Raw genomic sequence first — 15453 nt, 5'->3', positions numbered from 1 at the left:
ACGCGATGATCAGGTGAAGTCGAGCACCACGCGGCCGTCGATCTTGCCGGCCTTCATGCGGTCGAAGATGGTGTTGATCTCCGACAGCGGCGCCGTCGTTACCTCGGCCTTCACCTTGCCTTCGGCGGCGAAGGCGATGGCTTCGTCGAGGTCGCGGCGGGTGCCGACGATCGAGCCGCGCACGGTGATACGCTTGAGCACGACGTCGAAGATCGGGGTCGGGAATTCGCCGGGCGGCAGGCCGACCAGGCTGACGGTGCCCTTGCGACGAACCATCTTCAGCGCCTGTGCGAAGGCGGGTGTCGACACGGCCGTCACCAGCACGCCGTGCGCCCCTCCTCCGGTGATCGCGATGACACGCTCCACGGCGTCCTTGTCGAGCGCGTTGACGGCATGCTCGGCGCCCGCCTCCAGCGCCAGCTTCAGCTTGTCCTCGGCAATGTCCAGGCCGATCGCCTTCAAGCCCATGGCCTTCGCGTATTGAAGCGCGACGTGGCCGAGGCCGCCGACGCCGGAGATGACGACCCATTCGCCGGGACGCGTGTCGGTTTCCTTCAGGCCCTTGTAGGTGGTGACGCCAGCGCAGAGGATCGGCGCCACCCTGGCAAAGTCCACATCGGCCGGCAGGCGCGCGGCGAAGGCGGCGGAGGCGATGACATATTCGGCGAAGCCGCCGTTCACGCTGTAGCCGGTGTTGTGCTGGTGCTCGCACAGGGTTTCCCAGCCGGTCTCGCAATATTCGCAGCGCAGGCAGGCATCGTGCAGCCAGGCCACACCAACCGCGTCGCCGACCTTGAAATCGGTCACGCCAGCGCCGAGCGCGGCGACGACGCCTGCGGCTTCGTGACCGGGAATGAACGGCGGCGTCGGCTTCACCGGCCAGTCGCCGGAGGCGGCGTGGAGGTCGGTGTGGCACACGCCGCAGGCCTTCAACTTCACAAGCAACTCGCCCGGACCGGGCACCGGCACGGGTACGTCCTCAATGACGAGCGGCTTGCCAAAGGCTTTGACGACGGCGGCTTTCATGGTCTGCATCGGTCTGCTCCTCATGTTGAGGCGCAAACTAACGACCCCGCAGTCTCGCGGTCTTGATCGGTATCAAAGGACGCTGCCGCTTTGATGCGCAGCATGTAACAGTTTCATGACAGCACGAAGCTCACGCGTGAAACTTCAGCCCGTCGACGACCTTGTCGATCACCTTGCGCTCGGCACGAAACGCCAATCCCACCAGATTGAGATCGGGACGCGCCACCGCCTTCACGGCGGCACGGTTGGCCTCGTCATGCGTCGTCTTGAACATGTCTTCCGTGTAGACCGCCGGCTTGACGTTGCGCGACAACGCCCGATCCAGGGCGCGCGCCAAGGCCGCGTTGTCGGGTGCACCGTAGATCAGGATCGGCTGGCCAATCAGCGCGTGATAGCTCGTCGCGGAGCCATCCTCGTAGGGTGCGCCGATGCATTCCGGAAACGCCGCAGCAATGCCGCTGGCAAGGAACGCCGCCACGTGAGCTTCTGCCACGCTTCGAGATCGTTCCGGATGATGAGCGCGATCTTGGTATCGAATTGCATGTCACTTCCAATTCCAAATTGCGAACGCCCAGAATAGCAAGGCCATTCCGGGCGTGAAGGCGTGAATCGAAAGTGCGCGCGTGGAACTCAGATTGCCGAGCCATCAGCCCTTGGCGTCGCACACCCAGGCGCGGATCACGCATTCCTTGCCGCCATACTTATAGCATTCGCGCGTGGCCTCGTTGAGCGAGGCGGAGATCTTCGGCCGCACCGCATAGCCGTGGGGGCCGCAAGGATTCGTCAGGTCGACGGAGAAAGCCGCGCAGGCCTTCTTCATCGTCACGGCGGTGCAGTCGCCCTTGCACTGCTTGAGCGCTGCGGCCTTGGCGAGGTGCTCGGCCGGGTAGTCGAACGCCTGGCCATAGGCCGCGCACTGGCCGATGGCGAAGGCACCGGCGGCATGCGCCGGGCTGATCACGGTGGTCGCGATGCGCGCAGCGCCGACGATCACGGTCAGTCCAAATGCAAACAGCGCGAGACGTCGCGCGGCGGTCGAAATGATCACTCTCTCCTCCCCCGAGGCCCAATGTCGGCAAATCTAGCCGGGGGGCGTTGAAAGTTGGTGAACGAGAGGTTGAGACTGGGGTTGTCGGCGTCATTCCGGGGCATTCGCGCGCAAAATGGCGAAGCCATTTTGAAGCAGCGCGAATGAGCCCGGAATCCATAGCCACAGGACGATGTCGTGAGGCGAGATGCCAACGACCAGCGCGCCTCACACGGCTTCCTGTGGGTATGGATTCCGGGCTCGCGCTCCGCGCGCCCCGGAATGAGCAAGTGGGAGTCCCGCAGGCGACAAAGATCACCCTCGCCGCGCGGCTTCCAGCGCCTGCGGCGTGTCGATGTCGAGAAAGGCGCTGTCGCCGTCGACGGGCACCTCGGCGACGGCTTCCGTATGCTTGGCGATCAGATGCCGCGCGCCGACGTCGCCGTCGAGCGTCATCAGCTCGGCGAAGAAGCGGCGCGACCACAACACGGGATTGCCGCGGCGGCCTTCGGAGACGGGCACGACGATCAAATTGCCGCGATCGGGCGCGAAGGCGCCGATCAGCCGGTCGAGCAGATCGGACGACACCATCGGCATGTCGCCAAGACAGACCACGGCGCCGTCGATGCCCTCCGGCACTGCAGCAATGCCTGCCTTCACCGAGCTGGCCAGGCCGCCGGCGAAATCGGGATTGCGGACGAAGCGGACCTCGAGGTCGGCGAGCGCCTGCTCGACCAGCTCGGCCTGATGGCCGGTGACGACGATGACCTCGCTCGCCTTGGACGCCAGCGCCTGCTCGGTCACCGTCCGCACCAGCTTCTTGCCGTCGAGCTCGGCGAGCAGCTTGTTCGGCCCGCCCATCCGGGTCGAGCGTCCGGCGGCGAGGACGATGGCGGCGACCTTGCGCTCGCCCTCGGTCTCCTCCGGCTTGGCGCGCGGCTGCGGCCGGGTCACGATTTCCATCAGCAGACCTCCGACGCCCATGGCCGTCAGCTCGGCGCGGGTCACCTTGATGCCAGCGAGCAGCCGCATCAGCACCCAGTCGAAGCCGTTCTCGGCCGGCGAGCGGGCGCAGCCGGGCGCGCCGAGCACCGGCACGCCGCCGGCGCTGCCGATCAGGAGCAGATTGCCGGGATCGACCGGCATGCCGAAATGGGTGATAGCGCCGCCGATGCCGCTGATTGCGGCCGGGATCACGTCGCGGCGGTCGGCAATCGCCGAGGCGCCGAACACGATGACGAGCTCGGCGCCGAGCGCCAGCAGCTCCTTGATGGCCACAGCCAGCGCGGCCTGCTCATGCGGCACGCGACGCTCGGCGATAATGGCAGCGCCGGCAGGCGCCAGACGTTCGGCTGTGACCCGCAGCGTCTTGTCGATGACCTTCGGCGCGAGTCCTGGAAGAATCGTCGAGACCACGCCGACGCGCTTGACGATGTAGGGAGCAATGCGCAGCGCGCCCTGGCCTGCCGCGGCCACCGCAGCATCACGCAGCCGGCCCTCCACACCGAACGGGATCAGCTTGACGGTGCCGACCATCTCGCCTTCGACCACCGGCTTGAAGGCAGGCAAGGTCGCGAAGGTGATGGCCTCATCGATCTCGTTGATCCGGTCCACTGCGGCACGGTCAATCACCAACACGCCCGGCTGAGCCGCGAACAGATTGGCGCGGCCGGTGAAGGCGCGATCGACATGAATGCCCTCACCCGCCACGACGTTGGCGACATCGGCGGCCGCCTCGTCTTCGGACACGTCGCCAGGTTCGAGCCGGACGACGACGATCTCCTTGACCCCTTCCCTGACCAGCGCATCGACCTCGGCGGAGCCGATCAGGGTGCCCTTCTTGAGCACCAAGGATCCCTTGCGCAGGGTGTGCACCGTCACCCCGCCGATCGCCTCATGCGGACTGGCAGGACCGAACTTCATGCCGCCTGCTCTTTCTCCTTGGCCGGCAGCCGCAACGTCGCGGTGATCTCGGCCATGATCGAGACCGCGATCTCCGATGGCGACACCGCGCCGATGGCCAGCCCAATCGGCGCGTGGATACGGGCGATGTCGGCATCGCTGGCCCCCTGCGCCCGCAGCCGATCGTGCCGCTTGGCATGCGTCTTCCGCGAGCCGAGCGCGCCGATATAAAAGCAGTCGCGCGAGAAGGCGTGCAGCAGCGCGGGATCGTCGATCTTCGGATCATGCGTCAGCGCCACGAACGCGGTATAGTGATCGACGTTGAGCGGCGGCAGCGCCACGTCGGGCCATTCGGCGATCAACGGCACGTCGGGGAAACGCTCCGGGCTGGCAAAGGCCGTGCGCGGATCGACGACGGTGACGTCATAGCCGAGCGATTTTGCGATCGGCGCCAGCGCCTGGCTGATATGGACGGCGCCGACGATCACGAGTTTGGCCGTCGGCGCGTAGACGTTCAGGAACAGCCGCTTGCCGTCCGCCTCGACCATGCCGCTCTTGCCCATGCGCAGGTGCTTGGCGAGTTCGTCGCTTAGCGGATCGCGGGCGATCCCCGCCGCCTTGACCAGGCGCTGCTCGCCGGAGGCAACGTCGGTGACGAGAATGGCCGGGCGGCGCGCGGCGCGCTCGGCGTTGAGCTCGGACAGTGTCGACAGCTGCATCGATCAGCCCACCTTCTCGACGAACACGCGGATGGTGCCGCCGCAGGACAGCCCGACATTCCAGGCGGTCTCGTCGGCGACGCCGAACTCCAGCATCTTCGGCTGGCCGCTGGAGATCACGTCCAGCGCCTCGGTGACGACGGCGCCCTCGACGCAGCCGCCGGACACCGAGCCGAGGAAGGTGCCATCGTCGTTGATCACGAGATTGGAGCCGACCGGGCGCGGCGCCGAGCCCCAGGTCTCGACCACGGTGGCGAGCGCCACGCCGTGTCCGCCCTTGTGCCAGTCCTCGGCGGCCTTGAGGATGTCTTCGTCCCGGTTGAGCATGGTGATCTCCTTTGGACTGATCAGGCGGCAGGCCGGATGGCGCTACGCTGATGCGGCGGCAGCGGCGCCGACAGCGCCGAGATCAGGGTCTCGATCGACGTCAAGTTATGTACGGGGCGGAATTCGTCAACGTGAGGCAGCATGGTTTTGATGCCCTGCGCCTTGGCCTCGAAGCCGGAATAGCGCAGCAGCGGGTTCAGCCAGATCAGCCTCCGGCAGGAGCGGTGCAGCCGGTCCATCTCGAAGGCGAGCTTGCTATCGGCCTCGCGCTCCAACCCGTCGGAGATCAAGAGCACGATGGCGCCCTGCCCGAGCACGCGCCGCGCCCATTGCTTGTTGAAGGTCTCGAGCGAGGTCGCGATCCGGGTGCCACCGGCCCAGTCCTCGACATTGGCCGAGCAGCTCGCCAGCGCCTCGTCGGGATCGCGCTGCCGCAACGCGCGCGTGACATTGGTCAGACGCGTGCCGAACAGGAACACCGAGACGCGCTTGCGCGCGTCGGTGATGGCATGCAGGAAATGCAGGAACAGCCGCGTGTACTCGCTCATCGAGCCGGAAATGTCGAGCAGCGCCACGATCGGCGCCGGCTTCTCGATTCGCCCGAGACGATGGAAGTTGATGATCTCGCCCTCGGTGCGCAGCGCCTGGCGCAGGGTCTTGCGCATGTCGATACGGTGGCCGCGCGGATCTGTGGTGTGGCGGCGGGTCTTCAGCTCGGCCTGCGGCAGCCGCATCTTGGCGATGGCGCGCGCCACCTCGGCGATCTCCGCAGCGCTCATCTGCGCAAAGTCCTTCTTCTGCAGCACCTCGCGGTCGGACACCGACAGCCGCAGGTCCTGCTCCTGCGCCTTCGGCTCCTCATGCATCTGCGGCTGCGACATCGCCTCCTGGACGCGGCGCGAGGCCGGCGGCGGCTTCTTCTTGGCGTGATCCGGCAGCGGCACCGAATCCAGCATCGACTTCCATTCCTCGGCGGGGCGGAAGAACAGGTCGAAGGCCTGGGCGAAGATCAGCGCATGCTCGTGGCGCTTGACGAAGATCGATTCCAGCGTGGTGAAGACGTCGGGACGCTTGCCGATGTCGATGACCTCGAGCGCGGTCATGGCGTCGATGACGGCGCCCGGCCCGACGGGCAGACCAGCGGCGCGGAGCGCTCGCGCAAAGCCTGCGATGTTATCGGCGATGCCGCCGGTCGGCGGCGCGAGGTGATTGATGCTGGTGGGCATGGCCTGATCCCCTCGAAGTCCAGACGCGCCTCAACTTGAGGCCGTCATTCCGGGGCGCCCGAATGGCGAGCCCGGAATCCATACTCACGATCGTGGTTATGGATTCCGGGCCTGCGTGCTGCGCACGCATCCCGGAATGACGACCGTTGTTTGAGGCACCAGCGGGACCTACGTCTCGCTGGTCGCGTCCTTGATCACCTTGTTCAACGCGTCGCCCTGCATGCGGGCGATGTCGTCCTGATACTTCAGCAGCGCGCCCAGCGTATCGCCGACGACTTCGGCATTGAGCGAGCGCGCATCGAGCTCGGTCAGCGCGGTGGCCCAGTCCAGTGTCTCGGCCACGCCCGGCGACTTGTAGAAATCCTGGTCGCGCAGGGCCTGCACGAAACGCACGATCTGCTGCGACAGCCGCTGCGAGATGCCGGGCAGCCGCGTCTTGACGATCGCGAGCTCGCGCTCGGCGGAGGGATAGTCGACCCAGTGATACAGACAGCGCCGCTTCAGCGCGTCGTGGATCTCGCGGGTGCGGTTGGAGGTAATGATGACGATCGGCGGATGCGGCGCCTTGACGGTGCCGAACTCGGGGATCGTGACCTGGAAGTCGGAGAGGATCTCGAGCAGATAGGCCTCGAAGGCCTCGTCGGCACGGTCGAGCTCGTCGATCAAGAGCACCGGGGCGCCGGCGACATCGGGCTCCAGCGCCTGCAGCAGCGGGCGCTTGATCAGGTAGCGGTCGGCGAAGATGTCCGATGACAACTGGTCGCGGTCGACGTCGCCGCCGGCTTCCGCCAGCCGGATCGCGATCATCTGCGCCGCCGAATTCCACTCATAGACGGCGGACGCGACGTCGAGACCCTCGTAGCATTGCAGGCGGATCAGCTTGCGGCCGAGCGCCGCCGACAGAACCTTCGCGATCTCGGTCTTGCCGACGCCGGCCTCGCCTTCGAGAAACAGCGGCCGGCCCATGCGCAGCGACAGATAGGTCACCGTCGCCAGCGATCGCTCGGCCAGATAGCCGCGCGACGACAACAATTCGAGCATCGCATCGACCGATGCTGGCAGAGCCGGAGCACTCATGGCGAGACCGCTTCCTTCGACGTCACGACGCCGGAGCGTCGGGCTCGGCGGCTCCGTCCGACGCCGTCGAGGCCTTGGCCTCGGCATTGGCGGCATCGACCGCGCGGCGCGCGAGCACGCCGATCAGGTGGGCGCGATATTCGGCGCTGCCGTGGATGTCGCTGTTGAGGCCCTCGGCCGCGACCGGGATGCCCTCCAGCACCTTCGGCGAAAAGCGCTTCTGCAGCGCTTCCTCGAAGGCGGTGACGCGGAATACGCCGTTGCCGCCAGCGCCGGTGACGGCGACGCGCACGTCCGACGGACGGCGGGCGACGAACACGCCGACCAGCGCGTAGCGCGAAGCCTGGTTGCGGAATTTGACGTAAGCGGCCTTCTTCGCCAGCGGGAAGCTCACCTTGGTGATGATCTCATCCGGCTCCAGCGCGGTCGTGAACAGGCCCTGGAAGAACTCTTCGGCCTTCAGCTTGCGCTTGTTGGTGACGATGGTCGCGCCAAGCGCGAGGCACGCTGCCGGATAGTCCGCCGTCGGATCGTTGTTGGCGATCGAGCCGCCGATCGTGCCGCGATGACGCACGGCGGGGTCGCCGATCAGGCTGGCCAGATGCGCGAGCGCCGGAATCGCCTCGCCGACCGTGGCGGAGTTCGCGACGTCAGCATGGCGCGCCATCGCGCCGATCACGAGGTTGCGGCCCTTGACCTCGATCGTGTCCAGACCTTCGACATGCGAAAGGTCGACGAGATGCGGCGGGCTGGCGAGCCGCTGCTTCATGACGGGCACCAGCGTGTGACCGCCGGCGACCAGCTTGGCGTCCTCGTTTTTGGTGAGGAGATTCGCGGCCTGGCGCACGGTGGCCGGCCGGTGATATTTGAATTCGTACATGGGGAAATGTCCTGTCGCGGCGGGCGGCTGAGGCGGGGTCCGGCTGTTAGGCGAGGTCCGATTTGGCCATCGCCTTGGCGCCGGCAGCAATGGACTGCACGATGTTCTGATAGCCGGTGCAGCGGCAGAGATTGCCTTCGAGCTCCTCGCGAATCGTCTCCTCGCTGAGCTCGTGGCCCTTGCGGTGGACGAGATCGACAGCGGTCATGATCATGCCCGGCGTGCAGAAGCCGCACTGCAGACCATGGTGCTCGCGGAAGGCCTCCTGCATCGGATGCAGCGGCGCGCCGTCTGCGGCGAGACCTTCGATGGTGCGGACCTCGTGACCGTCGGCCATCACCGCGAGCGTCGTGCAGGACTTCACCGCCTTGCCGTCGAGATGCACGACGCAGGCGCCGCACTGCGAGGTGTCGCAGCCGACATGGGTGCCGGTGAGGCGCAGATTTTCGCGCAGGAACTGCACCAGCAGCGTCCGCGGGTCGACATTCGCCGTGACGGGATTACCGTTCACAATCATGGAAATCTTGGCCATTCAGGACTCTCTATATTCCGCGCACAGCGTTGCACTGCAGCGCAGCCCAGCAAAAATCGGTCGAAAACCATCATATTGACGCTCTCCGCGACGGGCAACCTCGCCCCGGACAGCGCATGGGTCGGTTGCGGTCAGCCTTGAACGGCCTTGGCGAAGTTCGCGAAGAATTCATCGGCGAGCTTCTTGGCCGCGCCGTTGATCAGGCGCTGGCCGAGCTGCGCCAGCTTGCCGCCGATCTGCGCGTCGACATTGTAGCTCAGCAGCGTGCCGCCATCCTTCTCCGCCAGGCCGACGACCGCGCCGCCCTTGGCGAATCCGGCGACACCGCCCTCGCCCTCGCCGGAGATCTTGTAGCCGTTCGGCGGATCGAGATCGCTCAAGGTGACCTTGCCCTTGAAGCGCGCGGATACCGGTCCGACCTTCATCTTGGCGACGGCACGGAAGCCGCCATCCTCGGTCTTCTCCAGCTCCTCGCAGCCGGGGATGCAGGCCTTGAGCACCTCAGGATCGTTCAGCTTGGCCCAGACGGCCTCACGCGGAGCCGCCAGCTGGACCTCGCCCGTCATCGTCATTGCCATGAGCATTCCCCCGGATTGGCGCGGTTAGAGGCATTCAAGTAAAGCACCGAACGCCCAAAAGGAAGGGCAAGCAGCGCCGTCAAGCGTTGCAGAAAAGCGGGAGCACCGCAGCATTCCGGGTCTCCCGGCCGGCGGGTTTTGATTGGCAGACGGCGCCCGCAATGGTTAGTTCGCCATCAAATCTGCACGATTCCTCCGGCGTTGACCGCCGCCTGCGACAAGGATTGCGCCCATGCCGATGATCGATGCCGACGGTTGTCTGTTGAACGTCACCGTCGAGGGCCGCGACGGCGGGCCGACCCTGATGCTGTCGAACTCACTGGGCTCGACCCTGCAGATGTGGGAGCCGCAGATGCGTGCCTTCACGCAGGTCTTTCGCGTCATCCGCTATGACCGGCGCGGCCATGGCAAGTCGACGGTCGCCCCCGGGCCCTACTCGATCGAGCGCTTCGGCCGCGATGCGATCGCGATTCTGGACGATCTGAACATCGACAAGGTGCACTGGTGCGGGGTGTCGATGGGCGGCATGGTCGGCCAGTGGCTGGCCGCGCACGCCCCCGAGCGTCTCGGCAAGATCGTGCTCGCGAATACCACCTGCTACTACCCCGATCCGGCGATCTGGGACGCGCGAATCAAGGCCGTCACGGAGGGGGGTCTCTCCGGAATCGCCGACACCGTGATTGCCGGCTGGCTGACGCAGGAGTTCCGCGAGCGCAATCCCGAGGTTGCCGACCGGATGAAGGCCATGCTGCTCGCCACGCCGGTCGAGGGCTATCTCGCCAGCTGCGCGGCGCTGCGCGCGCTCGACCTGCGCGAGGATCTCCCTGGCATCAAGAGCCCGACTTTGGTCGTGGCCGGCCGCTACGACAAATCGACGCCTATCAACATGGCGGAAGCGATTCGCAGCCGTATTCCCGGCGCCAGCATGACCATCGTCGACGCCGCGCACATCTCGAATGTCGAGGCGGCCGGCCCGTTCAACGACGCCGTGCTGGGCTTCCTGACCCAGCGCTGATCAAAGGAAACTAGCTGCTGGGCTGCGCCGCGCGCTCGACGTCCAGCGCCGGCATGGCACACGCCTCGTCGGACGAATTAGCCGGCGTCGCCGGCTTCTCCACGAGCATGACGATCGCGGTCCCCAGCAGCATCAGCAGCTCCGTGGCATGCAGACGCAGTGCCTGGGTCTCCCCGACCTGGGACGCCAGGATCATGCTGGTGAACGCCAGGATGCTGCCGAGACCAAGCCCGATCGATAGCGACTCGACATAGCCCGCGACCTTTCGCACCCGCGGCACGAGGATCAGCACCAGGAACATCGCGAAGAAACCTGCGACCGTCAGTCGCGCCAGGGCGAGCAGCCAGGCGGCGCGGACCGTGTCGATCGCGGACAGATGCAAATGGTCGCTGATGAACAGCGCCACGGCGATATTTGGCCGCGCGAACAGCCCCTGGATCGGCGACACCATGATCTGGAAGGCCACAGTCGTCCAGACCGGGACGAAATACAGGGCCAGCAGCACGCCATTGACGCAGCTCAGCCGCCAGTTCCTGATCACAATGTTCTTGATCATGCTCGCCCGCCTCTACGTCCCGTCCCCCGCCGGCATGGCGAGTTCCAGACGAGCTAACGCGCGGCAAATGCAGCGGGCAATTTAAACCCTTTGTTTACCTTAACGGGCGCCCAGGCGGAGGGCCAAAGGCGGTAAGGACCGCTGGCGGGTCCACCGACGGCAACGGCCTTCAGCCGCCACGATCCTGGCCTGGCGGCTTCTCCTGTGGACGCTGGGCCCCCTCCTGCCCCTGGTCCTGGCTGAGCGGCTTGCCGCTGGTCTGCCCCTGCTGATTCTGGCCGGGGTTCTGGTGGCCCTGGTTCTTGTCCGTCAGGCTGCTCATGCGGGTCTCCTCGGTGACGCTGCAATGACAACCAATGCGGGAACCGGGGTTCGCGTTGCCTCTCGCTGCATTTTGCCGGCATCAGGCGACACTCGGGCATCGGGCGAAATCATGGCCGCGGAACCAGCCATCAAAGCAGGCGGGATAAGCCCGCAATTGTGGCACTGCACGCTGTTGCGGCAGACGGTTCCTAGCTGTTAGTACTCCAGGACGCGTTGCCTGCGGCCGCGGGTGTGGAGGAATACCAACACCCGCCCGCGAGGTCCCCGCCGCGTTGCGAACGAGTATCGACAGTCTCAAAACGGCAGTTCATGGATTATTTCGCGCAGCAGCTCATCAACGGCCTCGTGCTCGGCTCGATCTACGGCCTGATCGCCATCGGCTACACCATGGTCTACGGCATCGTCGGCATGATCAACTTCGCTCATGGCGACGTCTTCATGATCGGCGGCTTCATCGCGCTGATCTCGTTCCTGGTGCTGGTGTCGATCGGCCTGACCGCGGTTCCCGTCATCCTGCTGATCGTGCTGCTGGTCTCGATGGCGATCACTGCGCTGTATGGCTGGACCATCGAGCGCATCGCCTATCGGCCGCTGCGCCACTCCTTCCGCCTGGCGCCGATGCTGTCGGCGATCGGCATGTCGTTCGTGCTGACCAACTTCTCTCAGGTCTCGCAGGGCGCGCGCGTCAAGCCGGTGCCGCCGATCATCACCGGCGGCTACACGCTGCACGAGGGTGACAGCGGCTTCGTCGTGCAGCTCTCCAACATCCAGATCGTCGTGGTGATCACCACGATCGTGTTGCTCGCGCTGTTCACGTGGCTGGTGTCGCGCACCCGGCTCGGCCGCGACATGCGCGCCTGCGAGCAGGACCAGACCATGGCGGCGCTGCTCGGCGTCGATGTCGACCGCACCATCTCCATGACGTTCGTGATCGGCGCCGCGCTCGCCGCCGTCGCCGGCATGATGTACCTGCTGTACTACGGCCTGGTCGATTTCTTCATGGGCTTCGTCGCCGGCATCAAGGCGTTCACTGCGGCCGTGCTCGGCGGCATCGGCTCACTGCCCGGCGCGATGCTCGGCGGTCTTGCGATCGGCCTGATCGAGACGTTCTGGTCGGCCTATTTCTCGGTCGAGTACAAGGACGTCGCGGCGTTCTCGATCCTGATCGTGGTGCTGATCTTCATGCCGACCGGCCTCCTCGGCCGTCCCGAAGTCGAAAAAGTCTGACGACGGAGCCCGTGTGAGCGCGTCTCTTCCATCATCTTCGCCTGTCCCGTCGAATGGCTCCGAGCCCGTCGGAGCCGCCTTCATCCTCAAGAAAGCGGTCCTCAGCGCGCTGGTCGCGCTCGGCCTGTTCTCGCTGATGGTCGGCGTCCGCACCGAGGCCGGCCAGAGCGGCCAGCTGGAATATTGGACCCGGTTCGGCGAGCTCGCGAGCCTCGTCGGCGCGGTGTTCGTCGGCTCGATCGTTGTCGAGCTGCTGAGAATGTGGCTCGGCCCGCGCGGCGGTCTCGGCAGCTTCGTGCCGTCGTCAGTGCAGAGCGGCATGTCGGTCGCTGCCCGCTATCTCGCGCCGGCGCTGCTGATCTTCACCTTCCTCGTGCCGGTGATCTTCTACAATCAGCGCTACATCCTCGACCTCGGCATCCTCGTCCTGACCTATGTCATGCTCGGCTGGGGTCTCAACGTGGTGGTCGGCCTCGCCGGCCTGCTCGACCTCGGCTATGTCGCCTTCTACGCGGTCGGCGCCTATTCCTACGGGCTGCTCTCGACCACTTTCGGCCTGTCGTTCTGGATCTGCCTGCCGCTCGCCGGCATCCTCGCCGCGTTCTGGGGCGTGCTGCTCGGCTTCCCCGTGCTGCGGCTGCGCGGCGATTATCTCGCCATCGTCACGCTGGCGTTCGGCGAGATCATCCGCCTGGTGCTGATCAACTGGCAGGACGTCACCGGCGGCCCCAACGGCATCTCCGGCATTCCGCGTCCGACCCTGTTCGGCATTCCGCTCGCTCCCGGTGAGGGCGGGCTTGCTGCGATGCTCGGCATCCCGTTCTCGCCGACCCATCGCATCGTGTTCCTGTTCTATCTGATCCTGGCGCTGGCGCTGCTCACCAACTGGGTCACGATCCGGCTGCGCCGGCTGCCGATTGGTCGTGCCTGGGAAGCGCTGCGCGAGGACGAGGTCGCCTGCCGCGCGCTCGGCATCAACATCACGACGACCAAGCTGACGGCGTTCGCCACCGGCGCCATGTTCGGCGGCTTCGCCGGCGCCTTCTTCGCCACCCGCCAGGGCTTCATCAGCCCCGAATCCTTCACCTTCCAGGAATCGGCGCTGGTGCTCGCCATCGTCGTGCTCGGCGGCATGGGCTCGCAGCTCGGCGTCGCGCTGGCCGCGCTCGCCATGATCGGCGGCTTCGAGCTGTTCCGCAGCCTCGAGGTCTACCGCATGCTGGTGTTCGGCCTCGCCATGGTGCTGATCATGATCTGGCGGCCGCGCGGCATCGTCGGCCATCGCGCGCCCACCGTGTTCCTGGAAAAATCGAAGAGCATCTCCTCGGACCTCGTCAAGGAAGGCCACGGATGAGCTCAGCTCCCATTCTCACGCTCGAGAACCTCACCATGCGCTTCGGCGGCATCGTCGCCGTCAACGCGCTGTCGTTCACCGCGCAGCGCCAGCAGATCACGGCGCTGATCGGCCCCAACGGCGCCGGCAAGACCACCGTGTTCAACTGCATCACCGGCTTCTACAAACCGACCTCGGGCGTGATCCGCCTGACGCATGACGACGGCACGCAATTCGAGATGCAGAAGCTGAAGGACTTCAACATCTCCAAGCAGGCCAAGGTGGCGCGCACCTTCCAGAACATCCGGCTGTTTCCCGGCATGACGGCGCTGGAGAACCTGATGGTCGCCCAGCACAACGCCTTGATGAAGGCGTCCGGCCTGACCCTGCTCGGCTTGCTCGGCGTCCCCTCCTGGCGCGCGGCCGAGCAGAGCGCGATCGACAATGCCGTGTTCTGGCTGAAGCGCGTCGGCCTGATCGACCGCGCCGACGACGCCGCCGGCAACCTCGCCTATGGCGATCAGCGCCGCCTCGAGATCGCGCGCGCGATGTGCACCGGCCCCGCCCTGCTCTGCCTCGACGAGCCGGCCGCGGGCCTCAACGCGCGCGAAAGCGCGGCGTTGAGCGAGCTCCTGCTGTCGATCCGCAGCGACCACGCCACCTCGATCCTCCTGATCGAGCATGACATGAGCGTCGTCATGGAAATCTCCGACCGCGTCGTGGTGATGGACTACGGCGTCAAGATCGCGGAGGGCACGCCGCGCGAGATCCGTGACGATCCCAAGGTGATCGCCGCCTATCTCGGCACCGATGAGGAAGAGGCCGCAGCGGTGATGGAGGCCGAGGCGTGAGCGCGTCCCTCCTCCAGATCCAGAATTTGCGCGCGTCCTATGGCAAGATCGAAGCGCTGAAGGGCGTCGACCTTGACATCAAGGCTGGCGAAATCGTCGCCCTGATCGGTGCCAACGGCGCCGGCAAGTCGACGCTGATGATGTCGATCTTCGGCCGCCCGCGGGCGAGCTCCGGCCATATCGTCTATGACGGCCATGACATCACCCAGGTGCCGACGCACCTGATCGCTCGGCTCAAGATCGCGCAGTCGCCGGAAGGCCGCCGCATCTTCCCGCGCATGAGCGTTGCGGAAAATCTGCAGATGGGCGCAGACGCCGGCGACACCACTGAGGCGCAGCGCGCCGATACGCTGGAGCGCGTGTTCGCGCTGTTTCCGCGGCTGAAGGAACGCTTCGAGCAGCGCGGCGGCACGCTGTCCGGCGGCGAGCAGCAGATGCTGGCGATCGGCCGCGCGTTGATGAGCCGGCCGCGGCTGCTGCTGCTCGACGAGCCCTCGCTCGGGCTCGCCCCGCTGATCGCACGACAGATTTTTGACGCGATCCGGACGCTCAACCGCCAGGACGGACTGACCGTCCTGATCGTCGAGCAGAACGCCAATCACGCGCTCAAGCTCGCCCATCGCGGCTACGTGCTGGTCAACGGCATGATCACCCTGTCGGGTACCGGCTCCGAGCTGCTGCAGCGCCCCGAGATCCGCGCGGCCTATCTGGAGGGCGGCCGCCACTGAAGGCCGGGGTCGAAAATCCCGGCCGAAATGGCCTTAGCCCTTCGTCGGTCTCCCCGAAATTTTGCGGTGACTTCGGCGGAAAATCAGCCACAATGCGCGCGGTCTGCGGCCCACCGTTCGGGCCA

The 15453-nt window shown here is 66.1% G+C and carries 17 protein-coding genes and 1 pseudogene; 5 read left to right on the top strand and 13 right to left on the bottom strand.

Annotated features, from left to right (window positions below):
* Nucleotides 1–9: 9 nt before the first annotated feature.
* The 11 genes and pseudogenes from adhP to ACQR0Z_RS25105 all read right to left on the bottom strand — a co-directional run bounded on the left by adhP (nucleotide 10) and on the right by ACQR0Z_RS25105 (nucleotide 9294).
* Nucleotides 10–1035, bottom strand: coding sequence for an alcohol dehydrogenase AdhP (adhP, locus tag ACQR0Z_RS25155; protein WP_434920413.1), 1026 nt, complete (start codon nucleotides 1033–1035; stop codon nucleotides 10–12).
* A 121-nt stretch (nucleotides 1036–1156) separates the two neighbouring features.
* Nucleotides 1157–1569, bottom strand: a pseudogene (locus tag ACQR0Z_RS25150) (DUF2000 family protein).
* A 103-nt stretch (nucleotides 1570–1672) separates the two neighbouring features.
* Complete coding sequence (locus ACQR0Z_RS25145) at nucleotides 1673–2074, bottom strand: DUF4189 domain-containing protein (protein ID WP_434875473.1); 402 nt, start codon at nucleotides 2072–2074, stop codon at nucleotides 1673–1675.
* A 294-nt stretch (nucleotides 2075–2368) separates the two neighbouring features.
* A complete protein-coding gene (locus tag ACQR0Z_RS25140; RefSeq protein ID WP_434920412.1) occupies nucleotides 2369–3976 on the bottom strand; it encodes an NTP transferase domain-containing protein in 1608 nt (535 codons plus the stop codon).
* Nucleotides 3973–4674 (bottom strand): XdhC family protein, encoded by a 702-nt coding sequence (locus ACQR0Z_RS25135; protein WP_434920411.1) that lies wholly within the window; start codon nucleotides 4672–4674, stop codon nucleotides 3973–3975. Before ACQR0Z_RS25135 ends, ACQR0Z_RS25140 begins: the two co-directional genes overlap by 4 nt.
* A gap of 3 nt (nucleotides 4675–4677) precedes the next feature.
* A complete protein-coding gene (locus ACQR0Z_RS25130) occupies nucleotides 4678–5001 on the bottom strand; it encodes an XdhC family protein (protein WP_434858518.1) in 324 nt (107 codons plus the stop codon).
* Between the two features lie 20 nt (nucleotides 5002–5021).
* The gene (locus ACQR0Z_RS25125; protein ID WP_434858517.1) at nucleotides 5022–6227 is read right to left on the bottom strand and encodes a vWA domain-containing protein; all 1206 of its coding nucleotides are present in this window, start codon (nucleotides 6225–6227) and stop codon (nucleotides 5022–5024) included.
* A gap of 168 nt (nucleotides 6228–6395) precedes the next feature.
* The gene (locus tag ACQR0Z_RS25120; protein ID WP_434858516.1) at nucleotides 6396–7304 is read right to left on the bottom strand and encodes an AAA family ATPase; all 909 of its coding nucleotides are present in this window, start codon (nucleotides 7302–7304) and stop codon (nucleotides 6396–6398) included.
* A gap of 22 nt (nucleotides 7305–7326) precedes the next feature.
* Nucleotides 7327–8184: an FAD binding domain-containing protein gene (locus ACQR0Z_RS25115; RefSeq protein ID WP_434920410.1), complete on the bottom strand. Its 858-nt coding sequence runs from the start codon at nucleotides 8182–8184 to the stop codon at nucleotides 7327–7329.
* A gap of 46 nt (nucleotides 8185–8230) precedes the next feature.
* A complete protein-coding gene (locus ACQR0Z_RS25110) occupies nucleotides 8231–8716 on the bottom strand; it encodes a (2Fe-2S)-binding protein (protein ID WP_006612357.1) in 486 nt (161 codons plus the stop codon).
* Nucleotides 8717–8847: 131 nt separating this feature from the next.
* On the bottom strand, nucleotides 8848–9294 hold the full coding sequence (locus ACQR0Z_RS25105) for an SRPBCC family protein (RefSeq protein WP_006612358.1): 447 nt from the start codon (nucleotides 9292–9294) through the stop codon (nucleotides 8848–8850).
* Between the two features lie 232 nt (nucleotides 9295–9526).
* Between ACQR0Z_RS25105 and pcaD the strand changes: the two genes are divergently transcribed.
* Nucleotides 9527–10309 (top strand): 3-oxoadipate enol-lactonase, encoded by a 783-nt coding sequence (gene pcaD / locus ACQR0Z_RS25100; protein WP_434920409.1) that lies wholly within the window; start codon nucleotides 9527–9529, stop codon nucleotides 10307–10309.
* Nucleotides 10310–10319: 10 nt separating this feature from the next.
* Here pcaD and ACQR0Z_RS25095 read toward each other — a convergent pair whose 3' ends face one another.
* The gene (locus ACQR0Z_RS25095; RefSeq protein WP_434920408.1) at nucleotides 10320–10865 is read right to left on the bottom strand and encodes a hypothetical protein; all 546 of its coding nucleotides are present in this window, start codon (nucleotides 10863–10865) and stop codon (nucleotides 10320–10322) included.
* A gap of 169 nt (nucleotides 10866–11034) precedes the next feature.
* On the bottom strand, nucleotides 11035–11187 hold the full coding sequence (locus ACQR0Z_RS25090; RefSeq protein WP_434858512.1) for a hypothetical protein: 153 nt from the start codon (nucleotides 11185–11187) through the stop codon (nucleotides 11035–11037).
* 311 nt (nucleotides 11188–11498) lie between these two features.
* Here ACQR0Z_RS25090 and ACQR0Z_RS25085 point away from each other — a divergent pair, with 311 nt between their 5' ends.
* Genes ACQR0Z_RS25085 through ACQR0Z_RS25070 form a run of 4 tightly spaced genes read left to right on the top strand, consistent with a single transcriptional unit; the run spans nucleotide 11499 to nucleotide 15328 of the window.
* Nucleotides 11499–12416 carry an ABC transporter permease subunit gene (locus tag ACQR0Z_RS25085; RefSeq protein ID WP_434858511.1) on the top strand — a complete coding sequence of 306 codons (918 nt, stop codon included), beginning with the start codon at nucleotides 11499–11501 and terminating at the stop codon, nucleotides 12414–12416.
* Nucleotides 12417–12429: 13 nt separating this feature from the next.
* Nucleotides 12430–13770 carry a high-affinity branched-chain amino acid ABC transporter permease LivM gene (gene livM, locus ACQR0Z_RS25080; RefSeq protein ID WP_434858510.1) on the top strand — a complete coding sequence of 447 codons (1341 nt, stop codon included), beginning with the start codon at nucleotides 12430–12432 and terminating at the stop codon, nucleotides 13768–13770.
* Nucleotides 13767–14600: an ABC transporter ATP-binding protein gene (locus ACQR0Z_RS25075; protein ID WP_434858509.1), complete on the top strand. Its 834-nt coding sequence runs from the start codon at nucleotides 13767–13769 to the stop codon at nucleotides 14598–14600. Before livM ends, ACQR0Z_RS25075 begins: the two co-directional genes overlap by 4 nt.
* Nucleotides 14597–15328 carry an ABC transporter ATP-binding protein gene (locus ACQR0Z_RS25070; protein ID WP_434858508.1) on the top strand — a complete coding sequence of 244 codons (732 nt, stop codon included), beginning with the start codon at nucleotides 14597–14599 and terminating at the stop codon, nucleotides 15326–15328. The genes ACQR0Z_RS25075 and ACQR0Z_RS25070 overlap by 4 nt, the downstream gene beginning before the upstream one ends.
* Nucleotides 15329–15453 lie beyond the last annotated feature (125 nt).

The sequence above is a fragment of the Bradyrhizobium sp. HKCCYLS3077 genome (assembly GCF_051167555.1).
In the GTDB taxonomy this organism is placed as follows: Bacteria; Pseudomonadota; Alphaproteobacteria; order Rhizobiales; family Xanthobacteraceae; genus Bradyrhizobium.
This window is presented reverse-complemented; position numbering and strand designations above follow the sequence as displayed.

Coding starts and splice junctions, on each gene's coding strand:
- adhP (WP_434920413.1), bottom strand. CDS start 1,035: ATGCAGACCATGAAAGCCGCCGTCGTCAAAGCCTTTGGCAAGCCGCTC.
- ACQR0Z_RS25140 (WP_434920412.1), bottom strand. CDS start 3,976: ATGAAGTTCGGTCCTGCCAGTCCGCATGAGGCGATCGGCGGGGTGACG.
- ACQR0Z_RS25135 (WP_434920411.1), bottom strand. CDS start 4,674: ATGCAGCTGTCGACACTGTCCGAGCTCAACGCCGAGCGCGCCGCGCGC.
- ACQR0Z_RS25130 (WP_434858518.1), bottom strand. CDS start 5,001: ATGCTCAACCGGGACGAAGACATCCTCAAGGCCGCCGAGGACTGGCAC.
- ACQR0Z_RS25125 (WP_434858517.1), bottom strand. CDS start 6,227: ATGCCCACCAGCATCAATCACCTCGCGCCGCCGACCGGCGGCATCGCC.
- ACQR0Z_RS25120 (WP_434858516.1), bottom strand. CDS start 7,304: ATGAGTGCTCCGGCTCTGCCAGCATCGGTCGATGCGATGCTCGAATTG.
- ACQR0Z_RS25115 (WP_434920410.1), bottom strand. CDS start 8,184: ATGTACGAATTCAAATATCACCGGCCGGCCACCGTGCGCCAGGCCGCG.
- ACQR0Z_RS25110 (WP_006612357.1), bottom strand. CDS start 8,716: ATGGCCAAGATTTCCATGATTGTGAACGGTAATCCCGTCACGGCGAAT.
- ACQR0Z_RS25105 (WP_006612358.1), bottom strand. CDS start 9,294: ATGGCAATGACGATGACGGGCGAGGTCCAGCTGGCGGCTCCGCGTGAG.
- pcaD (WP_434920409.1), top strand. CDS start 9,527: ATGCCGATGATCGATGCCGACGGTTGTCTGTTGAACGTCACCGTCGAG.
- ACQR0Z_RS25095 (WP_434920408.1), bottom strand. CDS start 10,865: ATGATCAAGAACATTGTGATCAGGAACTGGCGGCTGAGCTGCGTCAAT.
- ACQR0Z_RS25090 (WP_434858512.1), bottom strand. CDS start 11,187: ATGAGCAGCCTGACGGACAAGAACCAGGGCCACCAGAACCCCGGCCAG.
- ACQR0Z_RS25085 (WP_434858511.1), top strand. CDS start 11,499: ATGGATTATTTCGCGCAGCAGCTCATCAACGGCCTCGTGCTCGGCTCG.
- ACQR0Z_RS25075 (WP_434858509.1), top strand. CDS start 13,767: ATGAGCTCAGCTCCCATTCTCACGCTCGAGAACCTCACCATGCGCTTC.